Origin of the sequence: Saccharothrix longispora (genome assembly GCF_030852425.1) — a bacterium.
GTDB classification, from domain to species: domain Bacteria; phylum Actinomycetota; class Actinomycetes; order Mycobacteriales; family Pseudonocardiaceae; genus Actinosynnema; species Actinosynnema longispora.
Map to the genome: position 1 here is coordinate 371,935 of NZ_NSDM01000001.1, position 21,665 is coordinate 393,599.

Sequence of the window (21,665 nt, forward strand, 5' to 3'; positions counted from 1 at the left end):
TCCGCTCCGGGCGTCACCGCTCGGCGAGCCGGTCCAGCGCGCCGCCCACCCGGTCCGCCAGCAGACCCACTGCGCCCACGGCCCGGCCCACCGGGTCGTCCTCCGCGCCGCCCAGCGCCCGCGACCGCACGTACGCCGCCTTCACCTCGGCCCACCGCCGCGCCCGCTCCGGCGTCAACGCGCCCCGCAGCTCGGCGAACTTCAGCAGGTTCGCCTCCGCGCCCGAGGTCAGCGTCTGCGCCTCGCCCAGGTAGTGGTCGTCGACGACGGCCTCCAGCTCGGCGTCGTTCATCACCGGCACGACCTTCTCCGCCAGCTTGTTCATGTTCCGGTAGGAGCCCTGGAGCAGGAACGGCGGCTCGGTGCGCGCGTCGTCGGACTGCGCGGCCGACGCGATGTAGGCGCGGTTGGTCGCCAGCACGACCTCCTGCACCCGCAGCAGCTTGCGCAGCACCGACAGCACCTGCTCCAGCTCGACCGACGGGTACGGGTGGGCCAGCCGGTCGGCGCGCACCGCCTCGCCGCGCGCCATCCGCACCAGCAGCTCCACGTCACCGCGGTCGCGCGTCGACAGCGGCGCCAGCACCGGGTTCGAGGTGAGCGCGTTCTCGACGTAGCTCAGCGCGAACAGGTCCTCGCGGCCGGACAGCACGTCGCCGAGGTTCCACACGTCCGCGCGGTTCGCGAGCATGTCGGGGATGCGGAACCGCTGCCCCGACTCGGTGTACGGGTTGCCCGCCATGCACACCGCGAACCGCTTGCCGCGCAGGTCGTAGGTGCGGGTGCGGCCCTCCCACACGCCCTCCATGCGGCGCTGCGCGTCGCACAGCGAGATGAACTTCTGGAGCAGCTCGGGCGAGGTGTGCTGCACGTCGTCCAGGTACAGCAGGACGTTGTTGCCCGCCTCCAGCGCGAACGAGATCTTCTCGACCTCCTGCCGCGCGGTGGCGTTCGGCGCGTCCGCCGGGTCGACCGACGTCACGTCGTGCCCCAGCGCCGGCCCGCTGACCTTGACCAGCACCAGGCCGAGCCGGTCGGCCACGTACTCCACCAGCGTCGTCTTGCCGTAGCCGGGCGGCGAGATGAGCAGCAGCAGGCCCATCTGGTCGGTCCGCTTGCCGTCGCCCGCCGCACCCAGCTGCTTGGCCAGGTTGTCGCCGATCAGGGGCAGGTACACCTCGTCCAGCAGGCGGTTGCGGACGAACGCGCCCATGACCTTCGGCCGGTGCTCGTCGAGCCGCAGCCGCTCCCGCTCGCGGGCCACGACCTCGGTGCGGTGCCGCTGGTAGGCGCGGAACGCGGGCACCCTCTCCTCGCGGAACGCCCTGGTGCGCGCCAGCAGCTCGTCCAGCCGCACGTCGAGCTTCCGGTCGACGACCCGCGGGTGCGTGCCGAGCAGGCCGTCCGCGGTCGCGGACAGCTGCGCCGACGAGTCGTGGCGCGGCAGGTCGCGGCACAGCTCCACGGCCACCGCCTCGGGCAGGTGGACGTCGTGCCGCTCCCCCTCGGGCCGGCCGCCCAGGAACGCCTCGTACCAGCCCTCCACGAGCCGCCTGCGGTCCGCCGGCGCCGCGGCCCGCAGGTCCTCCTCGAACTCGCCGCGCCCGCCCAGCGCCCGGTGGAAGGCGTCCACCAGGGCGCGCGCGCCCGCGCTCGTGGCGAACCCGGCGGGTCCGCCGCACAGCTCCTCGAACAGGTACTCGCCCGCGAGCGGGTCACCGGCCAGGGCGGCCAGCTCCGCGCACAGCTCGTCGATCGCGCGGGTGTGCCCGAACACCGCGCGCGCCCGGCCCAGCGACCCGGCCCGGCGCTGCCACCGCGTCCGCTCGTCGTCGGTCAGCGACGCCCAGAACAGCTGCGCCGCGGCCCGCGCCGACGGCGTAAAGCGCAGCACGCCCGCGCCCGCGTGCAGGCGCAGCACGACGTCCAGCACCAGCGCCGCGTCGTGGTCGTGCACGCCCCGCTCGTAGCCCTCGTCCAGGCGCGCCTCCGCGACCCGGCGCACCAGGTCCGGCAACCGGCCCTCGGCCTGCGCCGCGAGCAGGTCGTCCAGGGGCTGCTCGGCCAGGATCGACGTCGCCAGGTGCTCGGCCCGGTAGACGTCGTCGGTCTCCGACACCAGCAGCTGGTCCCAGAACGGCCGGGTCCCGTCGAACGCGGGGTCGCGCACCGGCGACCGGAAGTCCGTGCCGGTGAGCGCGAACGACAGCCCGCCGTCGCGCGGCACCAGGGTCAGGTCCAGCGGCTGGGTGTTCACCGCGAACCGGTGCCTGCCCAGCCGCACGGTGTCGCCGTCGAACAGGTCCAGCCGGTCGCGCAGCGCGCGCCCCGCCTCCTGCCGGGCCGCCAGCACCCGGCCGTCCAGCTCCTCGGCGCGCACCCCGTCGCCCAGCCCGCGCAGCTCGGCGGCCACCGACCGCAGCCGCGCCACCATCGGGTCGGACGCGAAGTAGGTGTTCACCTCGTCGAGCGACGCCAGTGACGCGACCCGCCTGGTCACGCTCGCCAGCACCCGGTCCGCGGACGCCACCAGCCGGTCGGCGCGGCGGGCCCGGTCGTCCAGCAGCGCCTGCTTGCGCGAGGAGAACGCCTCGTACACGTCGGTGCGCTTGCCGACCAGGCGCGACAGGAAGTCGTCGAACTCGCCGAACCGCGACTCCAGGGCCTCCAGCCGCAGCAGCAGCGCGCCCAGCTGCTCGTCGCACCGCTCCGGGGTGTCCGCGACCGCCAGCGCGCCCGTCACGGCCTGCCCGAGCAGCGCGAACTCGGCCGCGAACTCGGCCCGCCCCTCGGTGGCCAGCAGCGCGCGGCGGCGTCCGTCCGCGGTGGCGCGGGCGCGGTTGAGGCCGGCGAGCACCTCGCCGACGCGTTCCAGGATCGACGTGCGCACGGTCGCGTCGGCGATGTCCAGCGACCCGACGACCTCGGTGAGCACCTCCAGCCCGCGCTGCCGCTCGCCCAGCTCCTCCACCACCGGCGCCGCCTCGGCGACCGTGCGGACGTCGGCGGCCTTCGCGACCAGCGCGTCCACCTGCTCGTGGTACACCGCGAACGCGTCGTCGCGGCCCAGGTGCTCGACGGCCCGCCGGCCCGCCGCCGCCAGCTCGTCGGCCACGCCCGCGACCAGCTCGTCGACCCGCGCCACGTCGACGTACCGCAGCTCCTTCAACGTCACCAGGTGCCCCTGCGCCCGCCGCAGGTCGGCCAGCTGCCGCACCCACGCGTCGGCCGTCGTCGGCGCCTCGCCGCGCGTCCGGCGCACCAGCGACGCGACGTCCGCCGCCGCCTCGTCCAGCGCCGCCGCGGCGCGGCCGGTCAGCTCCCGCACCGCCTCGAACTCGTCCAGCACCTGCTCGGCGGTCGCCCGGACCTGCGTCAACGGGGTGCGCAGGTCACCCAGCCCCGGCTCGCCCAGCCAGTGGTAGGCGTCGAACACCCTGGTGCACGAGGCGATCAGGTCCTCGAACACCGGCACCGACGGCTCCATCCCGCCCACGACCCGGGTCACCGAGAGGCAGTCGGAGATGCCGCGCACCAGGTCCGCGTTGCCGACCCGCTCCAGCGGTCCCGTGCCGACCGGCTGTGCGGCGGCGTAGGCGTCGGACAGGAACGGCGTCTGCCACACCTGCATCGGGTGCACGCGGGTCGGTTCGTCGCCCGCCGCGCGGAACACCACCAGCGTGCCGTCGTCGAACAGCGAGTACCCGTGGCACGGCAGCGGGTTCGCGACCTCCTTGCGGATCACGTTGTAGGGCAGCAGCAGCGACCGGCCGTCGCGGCGGGCGTGGAAGACGTACAGCACGTCCTCGCCGTTCGGGGAGCGGACGACCCGCTCGAACTCCAGCTCGTCGACCTCGGTGTCGAACGTCTTGGACGCCCCCGTGGTCAGGTAGTAACCGCCGGGGAAGACCAGGCCCTGGTCGTCGGGCAGCCGGTGGCACGCCTGCCCGATGCCGTCCAGCCGCACCACGGACTTCGCGCGCGTGTTGAACACCAGGTGCCGCCACGCGGTCTCGTTGTACGGGCGCACGCGCAGCAGGATCAGCGACCCCACCCGCGCGTGGTGCACGTCCGCGTCGGCCAGCGACTGCAACGGCTCGTCCACCGGCTCCCGGTAGACGCCCTCGCCGGTCTCGGTGTTGTCCTCCACCTTGATCGTGAGGTCGCCGCCGAGGGTCTCGACGAACACCTCGCCCTGGATCGAGATGTGCGGGTGGCGGCCGAGGACGTGGTCCTCGCGCGTCGTCGGCGTCCACTCGAAGTCGTGCGACGGCGGGAACACGTGGTCCCGCTCGCCGCGGTCGTCCACGTACGCGACCGAGCCGTCCACGCCGACGTCCCAGCGCAGCACCCGGATGTCCTCGGTGCGCGCGCCGGTCTGGAACACCGCCAGCAGCCTGCCGCCGACGCGCCGCAGCTGCACCAGCCGGGTCTCCCGGTAGTACCGGTACAGCTCGGCGAAGTCGCGCCGGAACCGCTCGTCGAGCAGCAGGCCCGGCAGCTCGTCCGGGCCGGCGTCCTCGAAGCGGAACGCGTCGCCGTCGCGCGTGAAGCGGTGCAGCGAGAACACGTCGCGGACCGCGGTCTCCGGCTTGAGGCCGAGGAACACGTTGTAGCCGAACAGCATCAGGCCGGCGACCTGGGACCCCGGCCCCTCGGCCGTGGAGAGGGAGACGCAGTCGCGCGGCACGCAGTTGTGCTCGGTGCGGATGCGCTCGGTGCCCAGCAGCGCCAGCTCGGTGCTGCCGAACACCTCCAGCCGTCGCGCGTTGAGCGCCTCGGCCCGCCGGGCGAGCCCGGCGGCCTGCTCGGCCAGCCGGGCCCGCAGCACCTCGTAGGTGCCCGCCTCCAACGCGGTCGCGGTCGTCGAGGTCGTCGAGGTGGTGCTCACGACAGCGAGGCGACCGGCCGCTCGGCCACGCCCAGGCGCTGCGCGGCGGCCAGCAGCTCACGCAGCTTGCCCTCGTCCGGCCCGCCCGAGTTGATGAGCTTGAGCAGCAGCGCGGACACCGTGACGTTCTTCAGGTCGGCCGTGCCGAACGACCCGAGCAGCCGGCCGATGTCGTCGGTGAACTTCGCCTCGCCGTTCAGCCACGGCCCGGCGAGCGTGCGCGCCACGTCCGAGTGCTCCACGAACCCGTCGACCTGCTTGCCCGCCGTGATGGCGCCGACGACCCGGTCGAAGAACATGGTCTCGCCGCCGACGATGTCGATGTCGGCGTTCTCCAGGCCCGCGGCCAGCACCGCCGCCTGCGCCTGGGCGATGTCGCGCTGCACGTCGATGCCCTTGAGGCGGATGTCCTTCTCCGCCTCAAGCCGCAACCGGTACTCCTCGTGCTCCCGGGTCGCCTGGTCCATCTCGGCCAGCGCGCCCGCCTTGTCCGACAGGCCCTCGGCCTCGCCCTTGAGCTTCTCGCGGATCGCCTCCGCCACCACCAGGGCCTTCTCCCGCTCCACGACGGCCTCGGCGCGGCCCACCTTCTCGATGGCCTCCGCGTCGCGCTCGCGCACCTGCACGTCGGCGAGACCGGCCGCCGCCGCCTCGGCCTGCTTGCCCTCGGCGAGCCGGATCATCGCGCGGGTGTCCAGCTCCGCGGCCTGCTGGCGCGCCTCGGCGAGCAGCAGTTCCTCGCGGGCCTTGAACTTCGCCGCCGCCTCGGACGCCTCGGCCGCCTTGATGTCCTTGACCAGGTTCTCCTGCGCCTCGGCCTCCGCGCGGATCACCACCGCCTGCCGCTCCCGCTCGGCCTCCTCGACCGTGCGCAGCCGCTTGATGTTCTCCTCCTGCTCGGCCACGGTCTTCTCCACCGCGATCCGCTCCCGCACCACCTCGGCCACGGCCCGCTTCTCGCCCTGGACCTCCTTGTCCGCGGCGATCCGGGACAGCTCGGTCTCCCGCTCCCGGCCGATGACCTCCAGCAGGCGGTCCTTCTCGATGCGCTCGGTCTCGATCGCGATGACGCGTTCGCGGTTCTTCTCCGCCACGGCGATCTCGCGCGCCTTGTTCTCCGTCTGGATGCCCAACTGCTCCTCGGTGCGGATGTAGGCGGTGTTCGCCTTCAGCCGCTCCTCGGCCTGCACCTTGGAGATCTCCGCCTCCTCGCGGGCGCGCATCGTCTCGACCTCGCGCTTCTGCTTGATCTCCGCGTCGGCCTGGCGGCGCTCCAGCTCCAGGATCGTCTCGCGCGCCTCGACGTTCTGGCGCGTGATCTCCTTCTCCTCGGTGCGCTGGTACTCGTTCGTGCGGACGTGCTCGATCGCGGTCAGCTCGGTGATCTTGCGGATGCCCTGCGCGTCCAGGATGTTCGTCGGGTTGAGCTGCCCCATCGGCGTCTGCTCCAGGTAGTCGATCGCCGCGTCCTCCAGGCTGTAGCCGTTGAGGTCGGTGCCGATGACCTGGATGATCCGGTCGCGGAACTCGTCGCGCTTCGTGTAGAGGTCGACGAAGTCGAGCTGCTTGCCGACGGTCTTGAGCGCCTCGGAGAACTTGGCGTTGAACAGCTCCTGGAGCGTCGCCACGTCGCTGGCGCGGGCCGTGCCGATGGCCTGGGCGACCTTGATGACGTCCTCGACGGTCTTGTTGACGCGCACGAAGAACGTGATGCGGATGTCCGCGCGGATGTTGTCCTGGCAGATCAGGCCCTCCTGGCCCGCCCGCCGGATCTCGATGGTCTTCACCGAGATGTCCATGACCTCCGCGCGGTGCAGCACGGGCAGCACGACGGCGCCGGTGAACGTCACGTCCACCTTCCGCACCTTGGAGATGATCAGGGCCTTGCCCTGCTCGATCTTCCGGAACAGACGGCTGACCAGGATCAGCAGCGCGATCACGACGACCACGACGACGGCGACGAGGATGCCGAAGCCGGTGGTGATGACGTCCATCAGTGGTACCCCCTTGTTCTGGCTACGACGGGTCGTGGCCGCTCCAGATCGGCGCGACCCAGAAGAACTCGCCGTCCACGTCGTAGTCGAAGATCAGCGCTGTGACGCCGGCGGTCAGCGTGTCGTTCCCCGCCTGCCGGACCTGCACGACGGCCGACGAGCCGTCCGCGGCGGTGACCTCGGCCTGGCCGAACGCCTGCGTGACGCGGCCGGTGCGGATGACGCACGGGCGGCCGACGAAGTCCAGGCGCGAGGCGGGCGGGTCGTCCGGGAAGAGCCGCTTGAGCGGTGTCATGAGCAGCCTGGTCAGCACCAGTCCCACCAGCAGCGACCCGCCCAGCACGGCGAACCCGACGCCGGTCGACGGGGCGAGCAGCACGGTGCCCGCGAGGGAGCCGAACCAGGAGAACGCGACCAGCAGCGACAGGCCGACGGTGGCGGGCACGCCGCCGATGTCCAGCTCCACCCAGTCCGCGTCCGCCGCGCCGAACGCGACCAGCAGCCAGTAGGCCACGACGACCGCCAGCAGGACGCTCGGCACGACGGCCGGGAAGGTCAGCGCAGCCGCGAAGAATTCCCCCATGCACCCCCCTTTGTCCGGATTTTAGAGGTCTTCCCGCCGGTCGGGGGGCGTTTCACGGAACGCGGTCGGGCGGGCGCGGTCAGTGGACGAGCAGGCCTGACACCTTCGTCAGCGGGTTGCCCGCGTAGCTGACCACCGCGCCGTCCTCGAACGGCATCGACCGGATGCTCATGCCCGCGAACCCGGCGTCGGTGAGGAACCAGCCCCACGTCGTCAACCACGGCCGGGGGTCGCCGGGCACCACGTCCGGGTCGGGCCTGATCCGCTCCTGCACCACGTACGGCTCCTCCTCGACGGCGTCGAGGAGTTCCGCCCACTCCCGGTCGCCCACGAGCCAGCCGGGGTGGATGCCGGTGCCCGCGAACTCGCCCGCCGCCTTGACGATCAGGTCCTCGCGCCGGGCCCGCACCTCGTCGCGCGGCACGTCCCGCAGGTACCGGGTCCACGGCAGCAGCTTGTCCACCAACGCCTTCTCGTCGTCCTCCAGCTCGTCACGGCGCTCGGACAGCAGGGCGAGGGTCGACTTGTTGCCGTACAGGTGGCTGGAGAACGGCGTGCAGAGGCGCGTCCGGTGCCCCTTCACCAGCACGTCGGACTTGCCGACGGCCTGCGTGACGGAGAAGTACCGCACCACCACGTCGAGCTTCGTGCCGCGCAGGTGGAGGTGGCCGTTGCGCTCGGTCAGCTCGTGCAGCTCCCCCAGCAGCACGTCCACGCCCTCGCGCCGGCACGCCTCCCGGATGCTCGCGAACCCCTTGGCGAACCGGGCGAGCATGCCGCCCTCCTCGACGAACGCGATGGTGCCGTCCCGGCCCACCGCGTCCAGCAGGTGCCCGATCGGGTTGACGTAGGTGAGGCCGTGCTCGGCGACGAACGGCGCGAGGACCGGCGCCTCGTGGATGGCGCGCGACAGCTCGCCGAGGTCGGGGCCGCCGAGCTGCGCGCCCGCGTTGACCTCCAGCAGCCGGAACCGGTCGCCGACCCGGTAGATGTCCGCGCGGCCGTGCATCGGCGGGCGCTCGGCGCTCATCAGCGCGGCCTCGGCGGGCGGGAGGCCCAGGGCCTCGGCGAAGCGGGCGGTGCTGCCGCCGAAGAACCGCCCGGGGAGCGTGAAGAGCAGTTGGAAGAAGTCGAGCAGGTCGGCCGCGATCTCGTGCGCGACGGCCTCCTCCAGGAAGAACGGCCTGCCGACGAGGCGGTGCCCGTAGTTGGCGGCGAAGTGCGGCGGCAGGTCCAACTGCCCCATCACCCCGTGCAGGCTCTCGTCGGCCAAATAGGCCTCGGTCACGCGATCGGTCACGGCTGCTGCTCCTCTGGTCCGCGGTCGGCCACATGATGTCCACCGCGCGGCCCGCCCGCGAGGAGCCCCCGAAGCACCGCCCGGACCGCTCCGCGGGCCCGGGGTCCGGGCGCGGGCCCCGCCGGCCGGTGGTCGGCAGCCCGTCGACGACGGCGAGCCGGGCCACCGGCCCGTCGACGGCCGCGGCGAACGCTTCGGCATCACCCCGCGAGCCACCTCCGTAGTACGTTGCGGTCGTGCGCAGCGCACTGGTGATCGGCGGCGGCATCGGCGGCCTGACGGCGGCCGTCGGCCTGCACCGCACCGGCTGGCGGGTGGACGTGCGCGAGCGCGGGTCCGACCCCCCGTCCACCGGCACGGGCCTGTGCCTCCCCCCTGAAGCGCTGCGCGCCCTGGACTCCCTGGGCGTCGGCGACAAGACCCGCCGCACCGCACTCCGCCACCCCGACGTGCCGGTGCGCCGCCCCGACGGCACGGCGCTGGGCGTCCTGGGCGCGGCCGGCGCGTACCTGGCCACGCGGCCCGAACTGCTGCGCGTGCTGGCGTCCGCCCTGCCGCCCGGCACGATCCGCTTCTCCTCGCCCGCGGACCTCTCCACCGCCGGGGACTTCGACGTGGTGATCGGCGCGGACGGCGTCCACAGCGGCGTGCGCGGGGCCCTGTTCGGCACCGGCGTGCGCCGGGTGGGCGCGGTCGCGTGGTGGGGCACCTCCGCCGTGCCGGTCCCGGTCGGGGGCGAGACGTGGGGCAGGGGAGCCAAGGTGCGCCTCACCCCGCGAGCCGACGGCCGCACCGACTGGCACGCCCTGGTCGCAGACCGGCACGACCCGAGCGCCGACGAGCACACCCCGGCCGCCCCCCGCACGACCGACGACCCGGCCCGCCCGTTCGCCGACTGGCACGACCCGATCCCGCGGCTCCTGGCCGAGTCCACCGACCTGTCACGGCACGACCCGCTGCACCTGCCCCCGCTGCCCACCTACGTGCGGGGGCGCGTGGCACTGCTCGGCGACGCCGCCCACGCCGCGACCCCCGACCTGGGCCGGGGCGCGTGCGAGGCGATCGTCGACGGCGTCGTGCTGGCGACGTGCCTCACCGCCCCGGACACCGGGGCGGCCCTGCGCGCCTACGACCGGGCACGCCGCCGCCGCACCCAGCGCCTCGCGTTCCTGTCACGACGCCTCAACGCCCTCGCGACGACGGGACGTGCCACCGCGCTCCGCGACACCGCCCTCCGCGTGGCCCTCGCCCTCCGCCCACACCCCGAGCGCCCGTGGAGCCACGACCTGGAACCGGACGAACTGGCCGGCTAACGCGGGGGTCGCACGGCCTTCCGGGTCCGGGGCGCGGACGGCGGCGGCACCACGGGGCCCGCGTTCCCGTCAGGCGCCTCGTCCAGGTCCACGACCACCGGGGCGTGATCACTGGGGCTCGTCCCCTTGCGCGCCTTCCGGTCCACCCAGGCGGCCTCGACCCGCCCGGCGACGTTCCCGGAGGCCAGCACCAGGTCGATCCGCATCCCGAGGTCCCGGTGGAACATCCCGGCCCGGTAGTCCCAGTACGTGTAGATCCGCTCGTCGGGCCACCGGTCGCGCACCACGTCCCGCAACCCGAGGTCGTGCAGCGCCCCCAACGCGGCCCTCTCCTCGTCCGTCACGTGCGTGTGCCCGACGAACACAGCCGGGTCGAACAGGTCGGCGTCGGCGGGCGCGATGTTGACGTCCCCGCACACCACCACGTCCTCGGGCCCGTCCGCCACCACGTCCCGCAGCGCGGCCAACCACTCCAGCTTGTACCGGTAGTGGTCCGAGCCGACCTCCCGCCCGTTCGGCACGTAGACGGAGTGCACCCGCAGCCCGCCGCACGTGGCCGACACCGCCCGGGCCTCCTGCTCGGGGAACCCCGGCCCGCCGGGCAGCCCCGCCGTGACGTCCTCCACCCCGACCCGCGAGAGGATCGCCACCCCGTTCCACTGCACCTGCCCGTGCACGGCCACCTCGTACCCGCGCTCGGCGAGTTCGGCCCCGAGCAGGGCGAGGAACGCCTCGTCGGCGAGCTTCGTCTCCTGAAGGCACACGACATCGGGTCGCCGCTCATCGAGCCAGGGCAACAACCGGGGCACCCGCTGCTTGACCGAGTTCACGTTCCAGGTAGCCAGACGCACCCGTCCCAAGCTAACGGGCCCCCGGTCCGCCCGCCCGTCAGCGCCCCGGTGGCGGGCGGGCTCTGGCCGTTCCGTGAACCGGCGGTCAGGGGGACGGGTACTCGACGGGGTTCGGCGGTCGGACGTGCTTGAGGTCCCGCGGGTCGGCGGCACCGGTGCGGGCGTAGTTCAGGCGGGCCTCGGCGAGGCTGAGCCCTCGGTTCGGGCCGCCGCGCACCTGCTCGGCGTCGTGCTCGTCCTGGCCGTCGTCCTCCCAGAAGCACACGTCGCAGATCTCGTAGCCGCCCCGCTCGGCGAGGGTGAGGAAGCCGCAGCACGGGCAGGCGTGCGGACCGGACTCGGCGTCGCGGACGACGTCGGGGAACGCCTCGTGGGACATGCCGCACATGGTCACACCCGCGACCGGGCGGAGGTGGCCGAACGAGCGGCACGGGTCGTGCGTCCGGCCGTTCACGGCGGAAGCACCTCACCAGGGCTGCCACCGGCTGGAAGTCCGCGAAGTCAGGCGTGGCGAAGGGGTGGCGGCGATCGTGAGACGCGAAACCCCCAGGCCGTCGACCTGGGGGTTTGGTGGGCCGCCAGGGGCTCGAACCCTGAACCAACGGATTAAAAGTCCGCTGCTCTGCCAGTTGAGCTAGCGGCCCGCGGTCGAGGGTAGTGGACGGGCGGGGGTCGGTTCGACGGTGGTTGCGGGTGTCGCGGCGGGAGCGTGATCACGGCACTGTCGGACCCCGCCGGCACCGTGGACCCGTGATCACCCTGGAACCGTGGGCCGAGGCCGACTTCGCGCTGCTCGAACGGCTGAACTCGCCCGCGATGACCGCGCACCTGGGCGGGCCGGAACCCCGGGACCGGCTGCTCGACCGGCACCGGCGGTACCTGTTGCCGGGCGCGGGGCGGATGTTCCGGGTCGAGGTGGACGGGGTGCCGGCGGGCAGCGTGGGGTTCTGGGAGCGGACCTTCGGCGGCTCGGTGGTGTGGGAGGTGGGGTGGAGCGTGCTCCCCGGGTTCCAGGGGCGCGGGGTGGCGTCGGCTGCGGCGCGGCAGGTCGCGGTGGCCGCCTGGGCGGTGGACGGCGGCCGGTCGGTGCGGGCGTTCCCGAAGGTCGACCACGCGGCGTCCAACGGGGTGTGCCGGCGGGCAGGGTTCGCGCTGGTGGGGGAAGTGGACCTCGAGTACCCGCCGGGCACGCCGATCCGGTGCAACGACTGGGCGCTCGAACCGGACTCGGCACCCTCGGCCGGGTGAACGGGTGGCGGCGTGTGGTGACCACCACTCACGCCGCTGGGTGACAATGGGGACGATGTCGACCGCGCTGCACGCCACCAAGCCCTTGAAGATCGGCCAGTACCTGGTCGATCCCGCCGTCGTGCTCGCGCCGATGGCGGGCATCACGAACGTCGCCTTCCGGCAGCTCTGCCGCGAGTTCGGCAGTTCCAGCTCGCTCTACGTGTGCGAGATGATCACTGCCCGCGCGGTCGTCGAGCGCGACTCCAAGACCATGCAGATGATCACCTTCGGTGAGGGTGAACGGCCTCGTTCGATGCAGCTCTACGGCGTCGACCCGACGTCCATGGCGGAGGCCGCGCGGATCATCGTGGGCGAGGACCGGGCCGACCACATCGACATGAACTTCGGCTGCCCGGTGCCCAAGGTGACGCGCAAGGGCGGCGGGGCGGCGCTGCCGTACAAGCGGCAACTGTTCCGGCGGATCGTGCGCGCCGCCGTGAAGGCCGCCGAGCCCGCCGGGGTGCCGGTGACGGTGAAGTTCCGCATCGGCATCGACGACGACCACCTGACCTACCTGGACGCCGGGCGCATCGCCGCGGACGAGGGGGCGCAGGCGGTCGCCCTGCACGCGCGGACCGCCGCGCAGCGGTACTCCGGGCGGGCCGACTGGTCGGCCATCGCCCGGCTCAAGGAGGCCGTGACCGACGTCCCCGTGCTGGGCAACGGGGATGTCTTCAGCGCGCAGGACGCCCTGCGCATGGTCGCCGAGACGGGCTGCGACGGCGTGGTCGTCGGGCGCGGCTGCCTGGGGCGGCCCTGGCTGTTCGGCGAGCTCCAGGCGGCGTTCCGGGGTGAGCCCATCCCCGCCGGTCCGCGCCTGGGCCAGGTGGCGGGGGTGCTGCTGCGGCACGGCGCGCTGCTCGCCGACTTCCTCGGCGAGGACAAGGGCATCCGCGACCTGCGCAAGCACATGGCCTGGTACCTGAAGGGCTTCCCGGTGGGCGCGGAGCTGCGGCGGAGCCTCGCCATGGTGTCCACGCTCGCCGAGCTGGAGGACCTGGTCGGCCGGCTCGACCCGGACCTGCCGTTCCCGGACAGCGCGGACGAGCCGCGCGGTCGCCAGGGCTCACCCGCCCGCGTGGTGCTGCCCGAGGGGTGGCTGGCCGACCCCGAGGACGCGATGGTCCCCGATGCCGAAGACATGCACTCGGGTGGCTGACGTGCGGTTGCGCGGCGCGATGGCCGCGGTGTGCGCCCTGCTGCTGGTGGCGTGCGGTGGCACCGTGGCCGGCACGCCGCGCCCGCTCCAGGTCGGCGACGTGGAGCGCGAACTGGTCGAGGGCTACTTCGAAGACCTCAACGAGGCCGGCACGCAGGGCACGACCGAGCAGCGCGACCTGCTCACCGACACCCAGCACCCGGACTTCCGCGACGACGGCTGCCGGCTGCCCTCGGGCACGATCAAGGTGCAGCCTGCGATGTCCACGCTGCGCCTCGACCCGGAGTGGACGCCGCCCGGCGCGGACGAGCACCCGCGCGGCGTGGTGCTGGTCGTGGCCGTGACGCTGACGGTCGTGCAGGACGGCAGCGAGGTCGGCAGCCAGATCGGCTCCCAGCACGTGGTGCTGCTCAACGGCAAGGCCTACGGCTTCGCCCCCTGCGCCCCCTGACCGTCTCCCGCGCCGACCGGCCGTCGCGCGGCGGTCGAACACGCTCGGCACACGCCTACCCCAGTTGATCACCGAACGTCACCGGTTCGGAGCAGTGCACGGTCAACCAGTAGAGGGAAATCACTAGTAGACGCGTCCTGCCGGCTCAAGCGTCGCGTCGTATCAGACGACACCTGGCAAGTAGGGAGGTGAGCGCGATGACCGCACTGCGACCCGAAGTCGCCGAGTTCGACAGCGACAGCCAGCCGGCGGTGGGCGTGCCCGCGTCGTCCCAGGGCGAGGGCAGCGGCCTGGTGCAGCTGCACGAGTCGATCGCCACCCTGCTCGCCTCCCGGGGCCAGTGGCGGCAGGCGTACCAGCACCTGCGCTCGGCGTTCGACCTGGTCTACGCCGACCAGGACGAGGAGCCCCAGGTGCCCGAGCAGCTGCGCCGCGAGGTCGACCGGCTGCGGCGCGAGCACGCCGAGGCGCGCGAGCAGAGCCTCCGCGACAGCCTCACCGACAGCTACAACCGGCGCTACCTGGACGAGCGCCTGGTCGACATGGTCGCCGCGCGCGGCACCGCCGCGTCCAGCCTGGCCATCGCGCTGATCGACCTCGACTGGTTCAAGCAGGTCAACGACACGTTCGGGCACGTCCTGGGCGACCGGGTGCTGCAACAGGTCGTCGAACTGCTCCAGGAGGAGCTGCCGGAGGGTGCGTTCTGCGCGCGGTACGGCGGCGAGGAGTTCGTGCTCGTGCTGCCGGACGTCGAGGCCGCGACGGCCGTCGCGGTGGCCGAAGCCGCGCGACTTCGTGTCGAGCGTCACTCCTGGTCCTCACTCGCGGTCGGGCTGCGGGTGACGGTGAGCGTCGGGCTGGCCTACGAGCCGCCGGCCGCGGACACGTCGACGCGCCCGCCGGTCTCCCCCGAGCAGCAACTGCTCCGCGCCGACAGCCTGCTCTACACGGCCAAGCAGTCAGGACGGAACGCCGTGGCCTACCGCGAGAACGGCCGTGTGCGCCTCGCGGGTGCCGCTTCCGGGCGACGTGGGATAGCCGAATCGCGGGTAGCCGGTTACTGATACCTACTGGTTACTCACCCTTTCGGGCGTAGCCTGCTGCGCGTAACCGAGTACTACGGACCCCTGTATCACCGGGAGTGGTCGTCAGGACTGGCGGTCATCCGTAGTATCGCCAAGGCAAGTGACACGCCGTTGGTGCAACCACTGTGTCCTTGCTGTCGTCAACTCGTGATGACGACCCACTAGTGACCGAAGCTGAAGGGAGCCCGGGTGCCCGACGAGCCCCGCCGTGGCGGCCCCGGACCCGGTGGAGACCACGCCTCGCAGGACGACCAGCCGACCGGACGTCGCCGCAGGTCGCTTGACGATGGCGGGCTGAGCGTGTCCGAACTGCTCGAACAGCACAGCCGCACGAACATCCCCCGGCCGGTCCCGCCGGGCCCCGCGGACACCGGACGCCGTGCCGCGCCCGAACCGCCCGCGCCCCCCGCCGGACCCGCGCCGAACGGCACGCGGTCGCCGGCGCCGCCACCGGCACCGGCACCCGAGAGCACCGGCCGACGTGCCGCACCCGACCACTTCACGCCGTCCGCGCCGGACCGCGTCACCCCGGCCCCGAACGGCGAGCCGCCGAGGCGCCCCGCGGCACCCAACGACTTCTTCGCGCCCGCGCACGAGGGCACCGGCACGCGCGCACCCCGCCCGATGCCGGAGGACGGCCCGCGGCGCGCGCCGAACAGCCGGCCCGCCGAGGTCCGGCATCCCGGTGAGGGCACCGGTCGGCGGGCACGCCCGGAGCCGCCGGAGGCTCCCGGTGGCGGCAGGCGTGCCGCGGAACCGCCGCGCCGCTACGCCGAGGGCGACCCGAACGCGCAGCGCCCCGTTCCGCCGCCTCCCGTGCGCCCGGACGTGCCGCGTCCCGGTGAGCACACCGGCCGCCGCGCGCGTCCCGTGCCGCCCGAAGGGCTTAGGCCCGACGCTCCCCGGCCCGATGGTCCCCGACCGGACGCGCTGCGCCCGGACACGCCCAGGCAGGACGTGTCCAGGCAGGACCCGCCCCGTCCGGACCTCCGCCGTCCCGTGGACGCCCCGGCGGCCGACGTCCCGCACCGCGTGGGCGAGAACACCGGTCGCCGTGCCCGGCCCGAGCCGCCGGACGGTCCTCGTCGACCGGCTCCGCGCCCCGAGGACGTCGATCCCCGACGCGCTCCGGACGGTGCCGGCCCGCGTCGCCAGCCCGCCGAGGGCGATCCCGCGGGCCGCCGGTTCGCGGAGGGCAACGCGCCGCGCCGGCTCGCCGAGGACGGGCCGGAACCGCCCGTCCGCCCCGGTGAGGGCACCGGCAGGCGTCCGATGGGTCCCCGGCCGGACGAGGGGACCGGGCGACGCCCCATGCCCCCGGACGCCCACAGGCCCGCCGACCCGCGCCGACTCGCGGGCCCACCCGACGACCTCGACCGCGGAGCCGCGCCCCGCCGCCTCGCCGGCGGCCCGGTGGACGAGCAGGACCACGGCAGCGCACCGCGCCGACTCGCCACCGGACCCGGCACCCCGGCAGGCCCCCGCCGCCCCGTCGGCAACCCCGTGGACGAGCAGGACCACGGCAGCGCACCACGCCGACTCGCCACCGGACCCGTCGACGGGCCGCCGGCCGCGCCCGACGCACCCGGTCGGCGCTTCGCCGAGGACGTGGCCGAGCAGCCCGCCATCGCGGACCGCCTCGGTGCGGGCGCGCCCTCCAAGGCCACGCCGCCCCACGCCACGCCGCCCCACGCCACGCCGCCCCACGCCACGCCGCCCCACGCCACGCCGAGCGGGCCGGAACCACGCGACCAGATCGACCCCGCCAGCCTCACCACCGAGATGGAGGCCATCAGCGACGACGTCAAGAAGCGTCGCGAGGTCGACCACACGCTGGCCCGCTTCTCCGCCGTCCACGACGAGCTGGCCGAGCAGGAGCGCCTCCGCAAGGAGCGCCGGCAGAAGCTGATGCCGTGGAAGGCCGACCACGACGAGGACGCCACCGAGTACGCCTCCCCGGTCGCCGTCCTCGACGGCGACGACGGCCCCCGTCGCCGCGGCCGCACGGCCAAGCACAGCAGGATCGTGCGCACGGTCAAGGTGGTCTCGCTGGCGGCGGCCGTGCTGGTGTTCGTGTCCACGGGCCTCGGCTGGGGCGCGATGCTCTACATCGACAGCAAGTTCGTCGAGGTCGACGCGCTCGGCTCGAACTCCGCCGCCGTCCACGAGGCCGAGAAGCAGCTGGGCGACGAGAACTTCCTGATCGTCGGCTCGGACAGCCGGGCGGGCGCGAAGACGCAGGACGGCGTCGGTGACACCGAGGCGGCGCCGGGCGCGCGGTCCGACGTGCTGATGCTCGCCCACATCCCGGCCGACCGGAAGCGGATGGTCGTCGTCTCGGTGCCGCGCGACCTGACGGTGACGCGGCCCGCGTGCGAGCAGTGGGACTCCGGCACCGGCCAGTACACCGGCACGCAGCTCGACCCGCTGGAGGGCGCGAAGGCCAACCAGGCCTACTCCGACGGCGGCCCGCGGTGCGTGGCGAAGTTCATGACCGAGCTGACCGGCCTGGAGATCAACCACTTCATCAGCGTGGACTTCAACGGGTTCCGCGGCATGGTGGACGCGGTCGGCGAGGTCGAGGTGTGCGTGCCGAAGCCGATGATCGACGACGAGCTCGGCACGATCTTCGACCAGGCGGGCCGGTTCCAGATCACCGGCGGCAAGGCGCTCGACTACGTCCGCGCGCGCAAGGTGTCCGGCGAGCAGTTCGGCGACTACGACCGCGTGACGCGGCAGCAGAAGTTCCTGTCCGCGCTGCTGCGCAAGGCGCTGTCGTCGGAGATCCTGCTGAACCCGGGCAAGCTGAACAGCTTCCTCAACGCGTTCGCCGCGGCCACCGTGGGCGACAACATCGGCGTGAACGACATGCTCACGCTCGCGCAGTCGCTGCGCAGCCTCGACGCCGGCCGGGTCAGCTTCGTGACCGTCCCGCACTACACGGACGAGGGCCCGACGCTGTCGAACGACGACAACATCGAGATGCTGCGCGAGGCGGAGACCAAGGCGCTGTTCCAGTCGATCATCGACGGCACGCCGCTGCCCGACGAGAAGCCGGACCCCTCGACGCAGGCGGCCGGCACGACGTCCGGCGCGCCGACCCCCGCGCCCGCGGGCCCCAAGCCGGGCAAGGTCGTCGACCCGAACGGCCTCAAGGTCAAGGTGCTCAACGGCGACCCCGACTCGCCCGGCCTCGCGAACTCGACGAAGCTGGCCCTGGAGGAACTGGGCTACGACGTGGTCTTCCGCGGCAACGGCGAGGCCGCCGAGAAGACGATCATCAAGTACTACACGGGCGGCGAGGACGTCGCGGCGACGCTGGCCGCGTCCGTCCCCGGTGCGACGCTGGTGGCCGACCCGACCATGGGCGGCGCGGTGGAGCTGCTGATCGGGCCCGGCTGGGACGAGGTCGTGCGGGCGCCGGGGGCCGGTGGCGGGCAGCAGGAGCCCGGCACGCCGCAGCCGCCCAAGGACCTGGAGGTCGTCAACGCGGCGGAGGACCCCTGTGCTTGAGCGAACTGGACGTTTCGGGTTCACCACGGGTTCACCGGGGCGGGTCGTTCCCGCGACGACCCGCACGTAGGCTGACCGCCATGCGTGAGGCTTACCACGACCAGCTCGGACAACTCGCGGGGCAGCTCGCCGACATGTGCGCGATGGCGGGTGACGCCATGGAGCGCGCGACCGCGGCGCTGCTCGGCGCGGACCTCGCCCTCGCCGAGCAGGTGATCGGGGACGACGTCAAGATCGACGACGTCCGCGCGGGCATCGAGGAGCAGGCGTACGCGCTGCTGGCGCTCCAGGCGCCGGTCGCGACGGACCTGCGCATCGTGCTCGCGGTGATCCACGCGGCGGAGAGCGTCGAGCGCATGGGCGACCTGGCGCTGCACGTGGCCAAGGCCGCGCGGCGCAGGCACCCGAACCACGTGCTGGCCGACACCGTGCAGCCGTACTTCGCGGAGATGGGCCGCATCGCCGTCGAGCTGGCGCGCGAGGCGACCGACATCATCCGCACGCAGGACGTGGCGCGGGCGCGGTCGTTGGAGGACGCCGACGACGCGATGGACGACCTGCACCGCCACCTGTTCACGGTGATCATGGACAAGGACTGGGCGCACGGCGTCCCGTCCGCGGTGGACACGACGCTGCTCGGCCGGTTCTACGAGCGGTTCGCCGACCACGCCGTGTCGGTGGCCAAGCGGACCGTGTTCGTCGTGACGGGGCGGATGCCCGGCTACGGCGGCTCCGAGGAGTCGTAGGTCCGCGACCGGGCTCGCGTCCGGGGGTTCGCAGGTCCCGTCCGCAGGTCCCCCGAGGGGTCCGGCGGGTGGGGCTCAGCCCATCAGGGCGTTCAGCTCCTGGGTGAGCTGGGCGGCGATGCGCGGGTTGTCGGCGGGGGCGTGGGTGAGCCACTTCCGGCCGTCCTGCCCCTGTCGGGTCTGCGACATGTAGCGGCCCTGGTCGTTGTCGAACCACGCGACCTGCGGGGCGCGCTGCTCGCGACCGTGCCTGCCGCGGACGGTGACGCCGAACTGGCCGGCGCGCAGCCGCTGCCGCTCGAACACCGCCTCCAGCGCGCGCACCTGCGTGGCCGCCGTGCTGCGGGGGGCCATGGCCCGGGTGAACGTCGCGTTGCCGAAGTCGTCGTCGCGGCGCGGCGGTGGCGGGGTCTGCGCCGACATCGGCACGGTGATCGACTGACCCGGCCCCGGGCGGTTGCCCGGGATCAGCTCCACGACCGCGCGCACGAGGGTCGCCGACCGCATCAGGTCGATCTTGATCTGCCGGTCGTCCATGACGGCCAGCACCGCGTTCTCACCGGCCGCACCCGCCCGCGCCAGCAACTGGCGCTCGACGTTGCGCGCGTCGAGCGACGCGATGGCGTTGAGCGAGTAGTCGAACTTGACCAGCAGGGTGAGCGCTTCCTGCACCCGGGGCGCGACCCGGCCGCGGTCGGCCAGGCCGCGCGACTCCAGGTCGCGGTAGACGGCGTTGCGGATGCCGCGCCGCTCGTCGAACGTCTGCCCGAGGTAGGGGAAGTCGAACGGGTAGGGCCGGCTGCCGAGCTTCAGGTCTTCCCAGAGCATGTCGGCCGCCGCGTGCGACAGGGCGAACGAGAACACGCTCACCCGCCGATGACCGGCGGGGCGACCATGGTGCCGTCGCCGAAGACGTCCTCGGTCTCGACGAGGTACGACGCCGCCTTGTGCTCCTTGTCCTCCTCGCCCTGGCCGGCACCGGCGCCGGCGCCCACGCCACCCACGCCACCCACGCCGCCGCGACCGGCCGCACCCGCCGCGCCGGCGCCCGCGAGGCCGCCGCTGCCACCGGGACCGAAGCCGCCCGCGCCCGTGCGCGCGCTCTCGCCGAGCGCGCCCGTGGCGCCACCGGGGCCGAAGCCGCCCATGCCACCGGCGCCCAGACCGCCGCGACCGGCCGCCGCCATGCCACCGGGCCCGCCACCGAGCCCGCCGCCACCACCGCCGCCGGGCATGCCGCGCCCGCCGAGACCACCGGGGCCGCCGCCGGGCACGCCCCGACCGCCGGGACCCGTCTGGCCCGGCCGTCCACCGGGGATGGGCACGCCGGGACGACCACCGGGAGGAGTGCCGCCGGGCGGGTAGACGCCGGGCGGGTAGATGTTGCCGCCGCCACCACCGTTCTGGCCGCCACCGCCGCCACCGCCACCGCCACCGCCGCCGCCGGGGGGCGTGATGCCGTTCCAGCCGGACTGGTTGGTGTTGCCGCCACCGCTGCCGCCACCGCTGCCGCTGCCACCGCCGCCGCCGCCGCCGCCGGGGATGTTCACGTCGCCGAAGGAGCCGGAGCCCGTTCCCGTGCCGGTCCCGGTCCCGGTCCCGGTACCCGTCCCCGTGCCGACGCTGCTGGGCACGGTCGGCCGGGTGCCGATCTCGCTCTCCCCGCTGCCGCCGGGGTCACCGCTGCCGCCGGAGCCGTCCATCGGCGGGGGCGGCGAGAAGGCGGGCATCGTGGAACCGGCCTCCTGGAAGCTGGTGGACATGGTCGTCATGACCTCGGCCGCCCGCTCGTGGGCCTGCTGCTTCTCCTCGAACTTCTGCTCGATCTGGTCGATCGTCTCGGCCCACTTCAACGGGTTGGGCTCGGAGAAGAACATCCTGTAGGCGTCGGCGGTGCTGAACTCGACCGGTTCGGGCATCGAGTTCTTGGCCGCCTCGGCCGCCTGGCTCTGGGTGTAGAGCTTGTTGCCGGTGAGCTGCGCGCCCTGCGCCGCGTTGCCGGACCAGGTGGCGACGTTGGTGAAGTACCCCTGAGCCGCCTCGGCCGCCTTGCCCTGCCACGCGCCCTTGCTGGCGGAGGTGGCGCTGGTGAGGTCGCTCTGGAGCTGGGCGAGCGTGTTGCCGACCCGCGTCCACGCCTCACCCTGGTCGTTCGCGGTGCTCGGGACCATGTTGTCGGTGACCATGCCCTTGAGGGCCTTGTGGTCGTAGCCCATGTAGAACGACCCCGCCGGGCTCATCGGCGGCCGGTAGGTCTCCACGACCTGCTCGAGGTTGCGCTCCTGGTCCTGCTGGTACTGCGCCGACTGCTGCCTGTAGCGCACGTAGTCGTCGAGCGTGGTGATGGCCCCGAACAGCCCGGGGTTCGCGGCCCGCTCACGCTCGTATTCGGCGCGCAGTTCGGCTTCGGTCTGCCCGGCGTAGGTGACCTGGGTGGCCTGGCTGTTCTGCGACGAGTTCGAGTTCGGCGGTGCCACGACGTCCTCCTC

The 21,665-nt window shown here is 73.6% G+C and carries 15 protein-coding genes and 1 tRNA gene; 7 read left to right on the forward strand and 9 right to left on the reverse strand.

The window, feature by feature from the left end; genetic code table 11:
* Positions 1 to 13: 13 nt before the first annotated feature.
* The 4 genes from CKY47_RS01980 to CKY47_RS01995 all read right to left on the reverse strand — a co-directional run bounded on the left by CKY47_RS01980 (position 14) and on the right by CKY47_RS01995 (position 8,768).
* Positions 14 to 4,891: a DNA repair ATPase gene (locus CKY47_RS01980; RefSeq protein WP_306743843.1), complete on the reverse strand. Its 4,878-nt coding sequence runs from the start codon at positions 4,889 to 4,891 to the stop codon at positions 14 to 16.
* Positions 4,888 to 6,885, reverse strand: coding sequence for a flotillin family protein (locus tag CKY47_RS01985; RefSeq protein WP_306743844.1), 1,998 nt, complete (start codon positions 6,883 to 6,885; stop codon positions 4,888 to 4,890). Before CKY47_RS01985 ends, CKY47_RS01980 begins: the two co-directional genes overlap by 4 nt.
* A 22-nt stretch (positions 6,886 to 6,907) precedes the next feature.
* Positions 6,908 to 7,468: a hypothetical protein gene (locus tag CKY47_RS01990; protein ID WP_306743845.1), complete on the reverse strand. Its 561-nt coding sequence runs from the start codon at positions 7,466 to 7,468 to the stop codon at positions 6,908 to 6,910.
* Between the two features lie 79 nt (positions 7,469 to 7,547).
* A complete protein-coding gene (locus CKY47_RS01995; RefSeq protein WP_306743846.1) occupies positions 7,548 to 8,768 on the reverse strand; it encodes a hypothetical protein in 1,221 nt (406 codons plus the stop codon).
* Between the two features lie 236 nt (positions 8,769 to 9,004).
* Between CKY47_RS01995 and CKY47_RS02000 the strand changes: the two genes are divergently transcribed.
* Complete coding sequence (locus CKY47_RS02000) at positions 9,005 to 10,081, forward strand: FAD-dependent monooxygenase (protein ID WP_306743847.1); 1,077 nt, start codon at positions 9,005 to 9,007, stop codon at positions 10,079 to 10,081.
* Here CKY47_RS02000 and CKY47_RS02005 read toward each other — a convergent pair.
* From CKY47_RS02005 to CKY47_RS02015, 3 genes are all read right to left on the reverse strand, one after another.
* Positions 10,078 to 10,932, reverse strand: coding sequence for an exodeoxyribonuclease III (locus tag CKY47_RS02005; RefSeq protein ID WP_442638260.1), 855 nt, complete (start codon positions 10,930 to 10,932; stop codon positions 10,078 to 10,080). The genes CKY47_RS02000 and CKY47_RS02005 overlap by 4 nt on opposite strands.
* A gap of 85 nt (positions 10,933 to 11,017) precedes the next feature.
* Positions 11,018 to 11,386: a CPCC family cysteine-rich protein gene (locus tag CKY47_RS02010; RefSeq protein ID WP_306743849.1), complete on the reverse strand. Its 369-nt coding sequence runs from the start codon at positions 11,384 to 11,386 to the stop codon at positions 11,018 to 11,020.
* Positions 11,387 to 11,500: 114 nt separating this feature from the next.
* Positions 11,501 to 11,576 (reverse strand) — tRNA-Lys (locus tag CKY47_RS02015).
* A 106-nt stretch (positions 11,577 to 11,682) separates the two neighbouring features.
* Here CKY47_RS02015 and CKY47_RS02020 point away from each other — a divergent pair.
* The 6 genes from CKY47_RS02020 (at position 11,683) to phoU (ending at position 19,176) form a co-directional block, all read left to right on the forward strand.
* Positions 11,683 to 12,180, forward strand: a complete 498-nt coding sequence (locus CKY47_RS02020) for a GNAT family N-acetyltransferase (RefSeq protein WP_306743850.1) — start codon at positions 11,683 to 11,685, stop codon at positions 12,178 to 12,180.
* Between the two features lie 55 nt (positions 12,181 to 12,235).
* Positions 12,236 to 13,381, forward strand: coding sequence for a tRNA dihydrouridine synthase DusB (dusB, locus tag CKY47_RS02025; protein ID WP_371320597.1), 1,146 nt, complete (start codon positions 12,236 to 12,238; stop codon positions 13,379 to 13,381).
* Positions 13,374 to 13,832: a hypothetical protein gene (locus CKY47_RS02030; protein WP_306743852.1), complete on the forward strand. Its 459-nt coding sequence runs from the start codon at positions 13,374 to 13,376 to the stop codon at positions 13,830 to 13,832. The genes dusB and CKY47_RS02030 overlap by 8 nt, the downstream gene beginning before the upstream one ends.
* A gap of 197 nt (positions 13,833 to 14,029) precedes the next feature.
* The gene (locus CKY47_RS02035; protein WP_306743853.1) at positions 14,030 to 14,896 is read left to right on the forward strand and encodes a GGDEF domain-containing protein; all 867 of its coding nucleotides are present in this window, start codon (positions 14,030 to 14,032) and stop codon (positions 14,894 to 14,896) included.
* A gap of 321 nt (positions 14,897 to 15,217) precedes the next feature.
* Positions 15,218 to 18,430 (forward strand): LCP family protein, encoded by a 3,213-nt coding sequence (locus CKY47_RS02040; RefSeq protein WP_306743854.1) that lies wholly within the window; start codon positions 15,218 to 15,220, stop codon positions 18,428 to 18,430.
* Between the two features lie 80 nt (positions 18,431 to 18,510).
* Positions 18,511 to 19,176, forward strand: coding sequence for a phosphate signaling complex protein PhoU (gene phoU, locus CKY47_RS02045; RefSeq protein WP_306743855.1), 666 nt, complete (start codon positions 18,511 to 18,513; stop codon positions 19,174 to 19,176).
* Positions 19,177 to 19,251: 75 nt separating this feature from the next.
* Here the strand turns inward: phoU and CKY47_RS02050 are convergent, their stop codons facing one another.
* Together CKY47_RS02050 and CKY47_RS02055 are read right to left on the reverse strand one after the other, a co-directional pair.
* Complete coding sequence (locus CKY47_RS02050) at positions 19,252 to 20,046, reverse strand: ESX secretion-associated protein EspG (protein ID WP_306743856.1); 795 nt, start codon at positions 20,044 to 20,046, stop codon at positions 19,252 to 19,254.
* Positions 20,043 to 21,653, reverse strand: coding sequence for a PPE domain-containing protein (locus tag CKY47_RS02055; protein ID WP_306743857.1), 1,611 nt, complete (start codon positions 21,651 to 21,653; stop codon positions 20,043 to 20,045). The genes CKY47_RS02050 and CKY47_RS02055 overlap by 4 nt, the downstream gene beginning before the upstream one ends.
* Positions 21,654 to 21,665 lie beyond the last annotated feature (12 nt).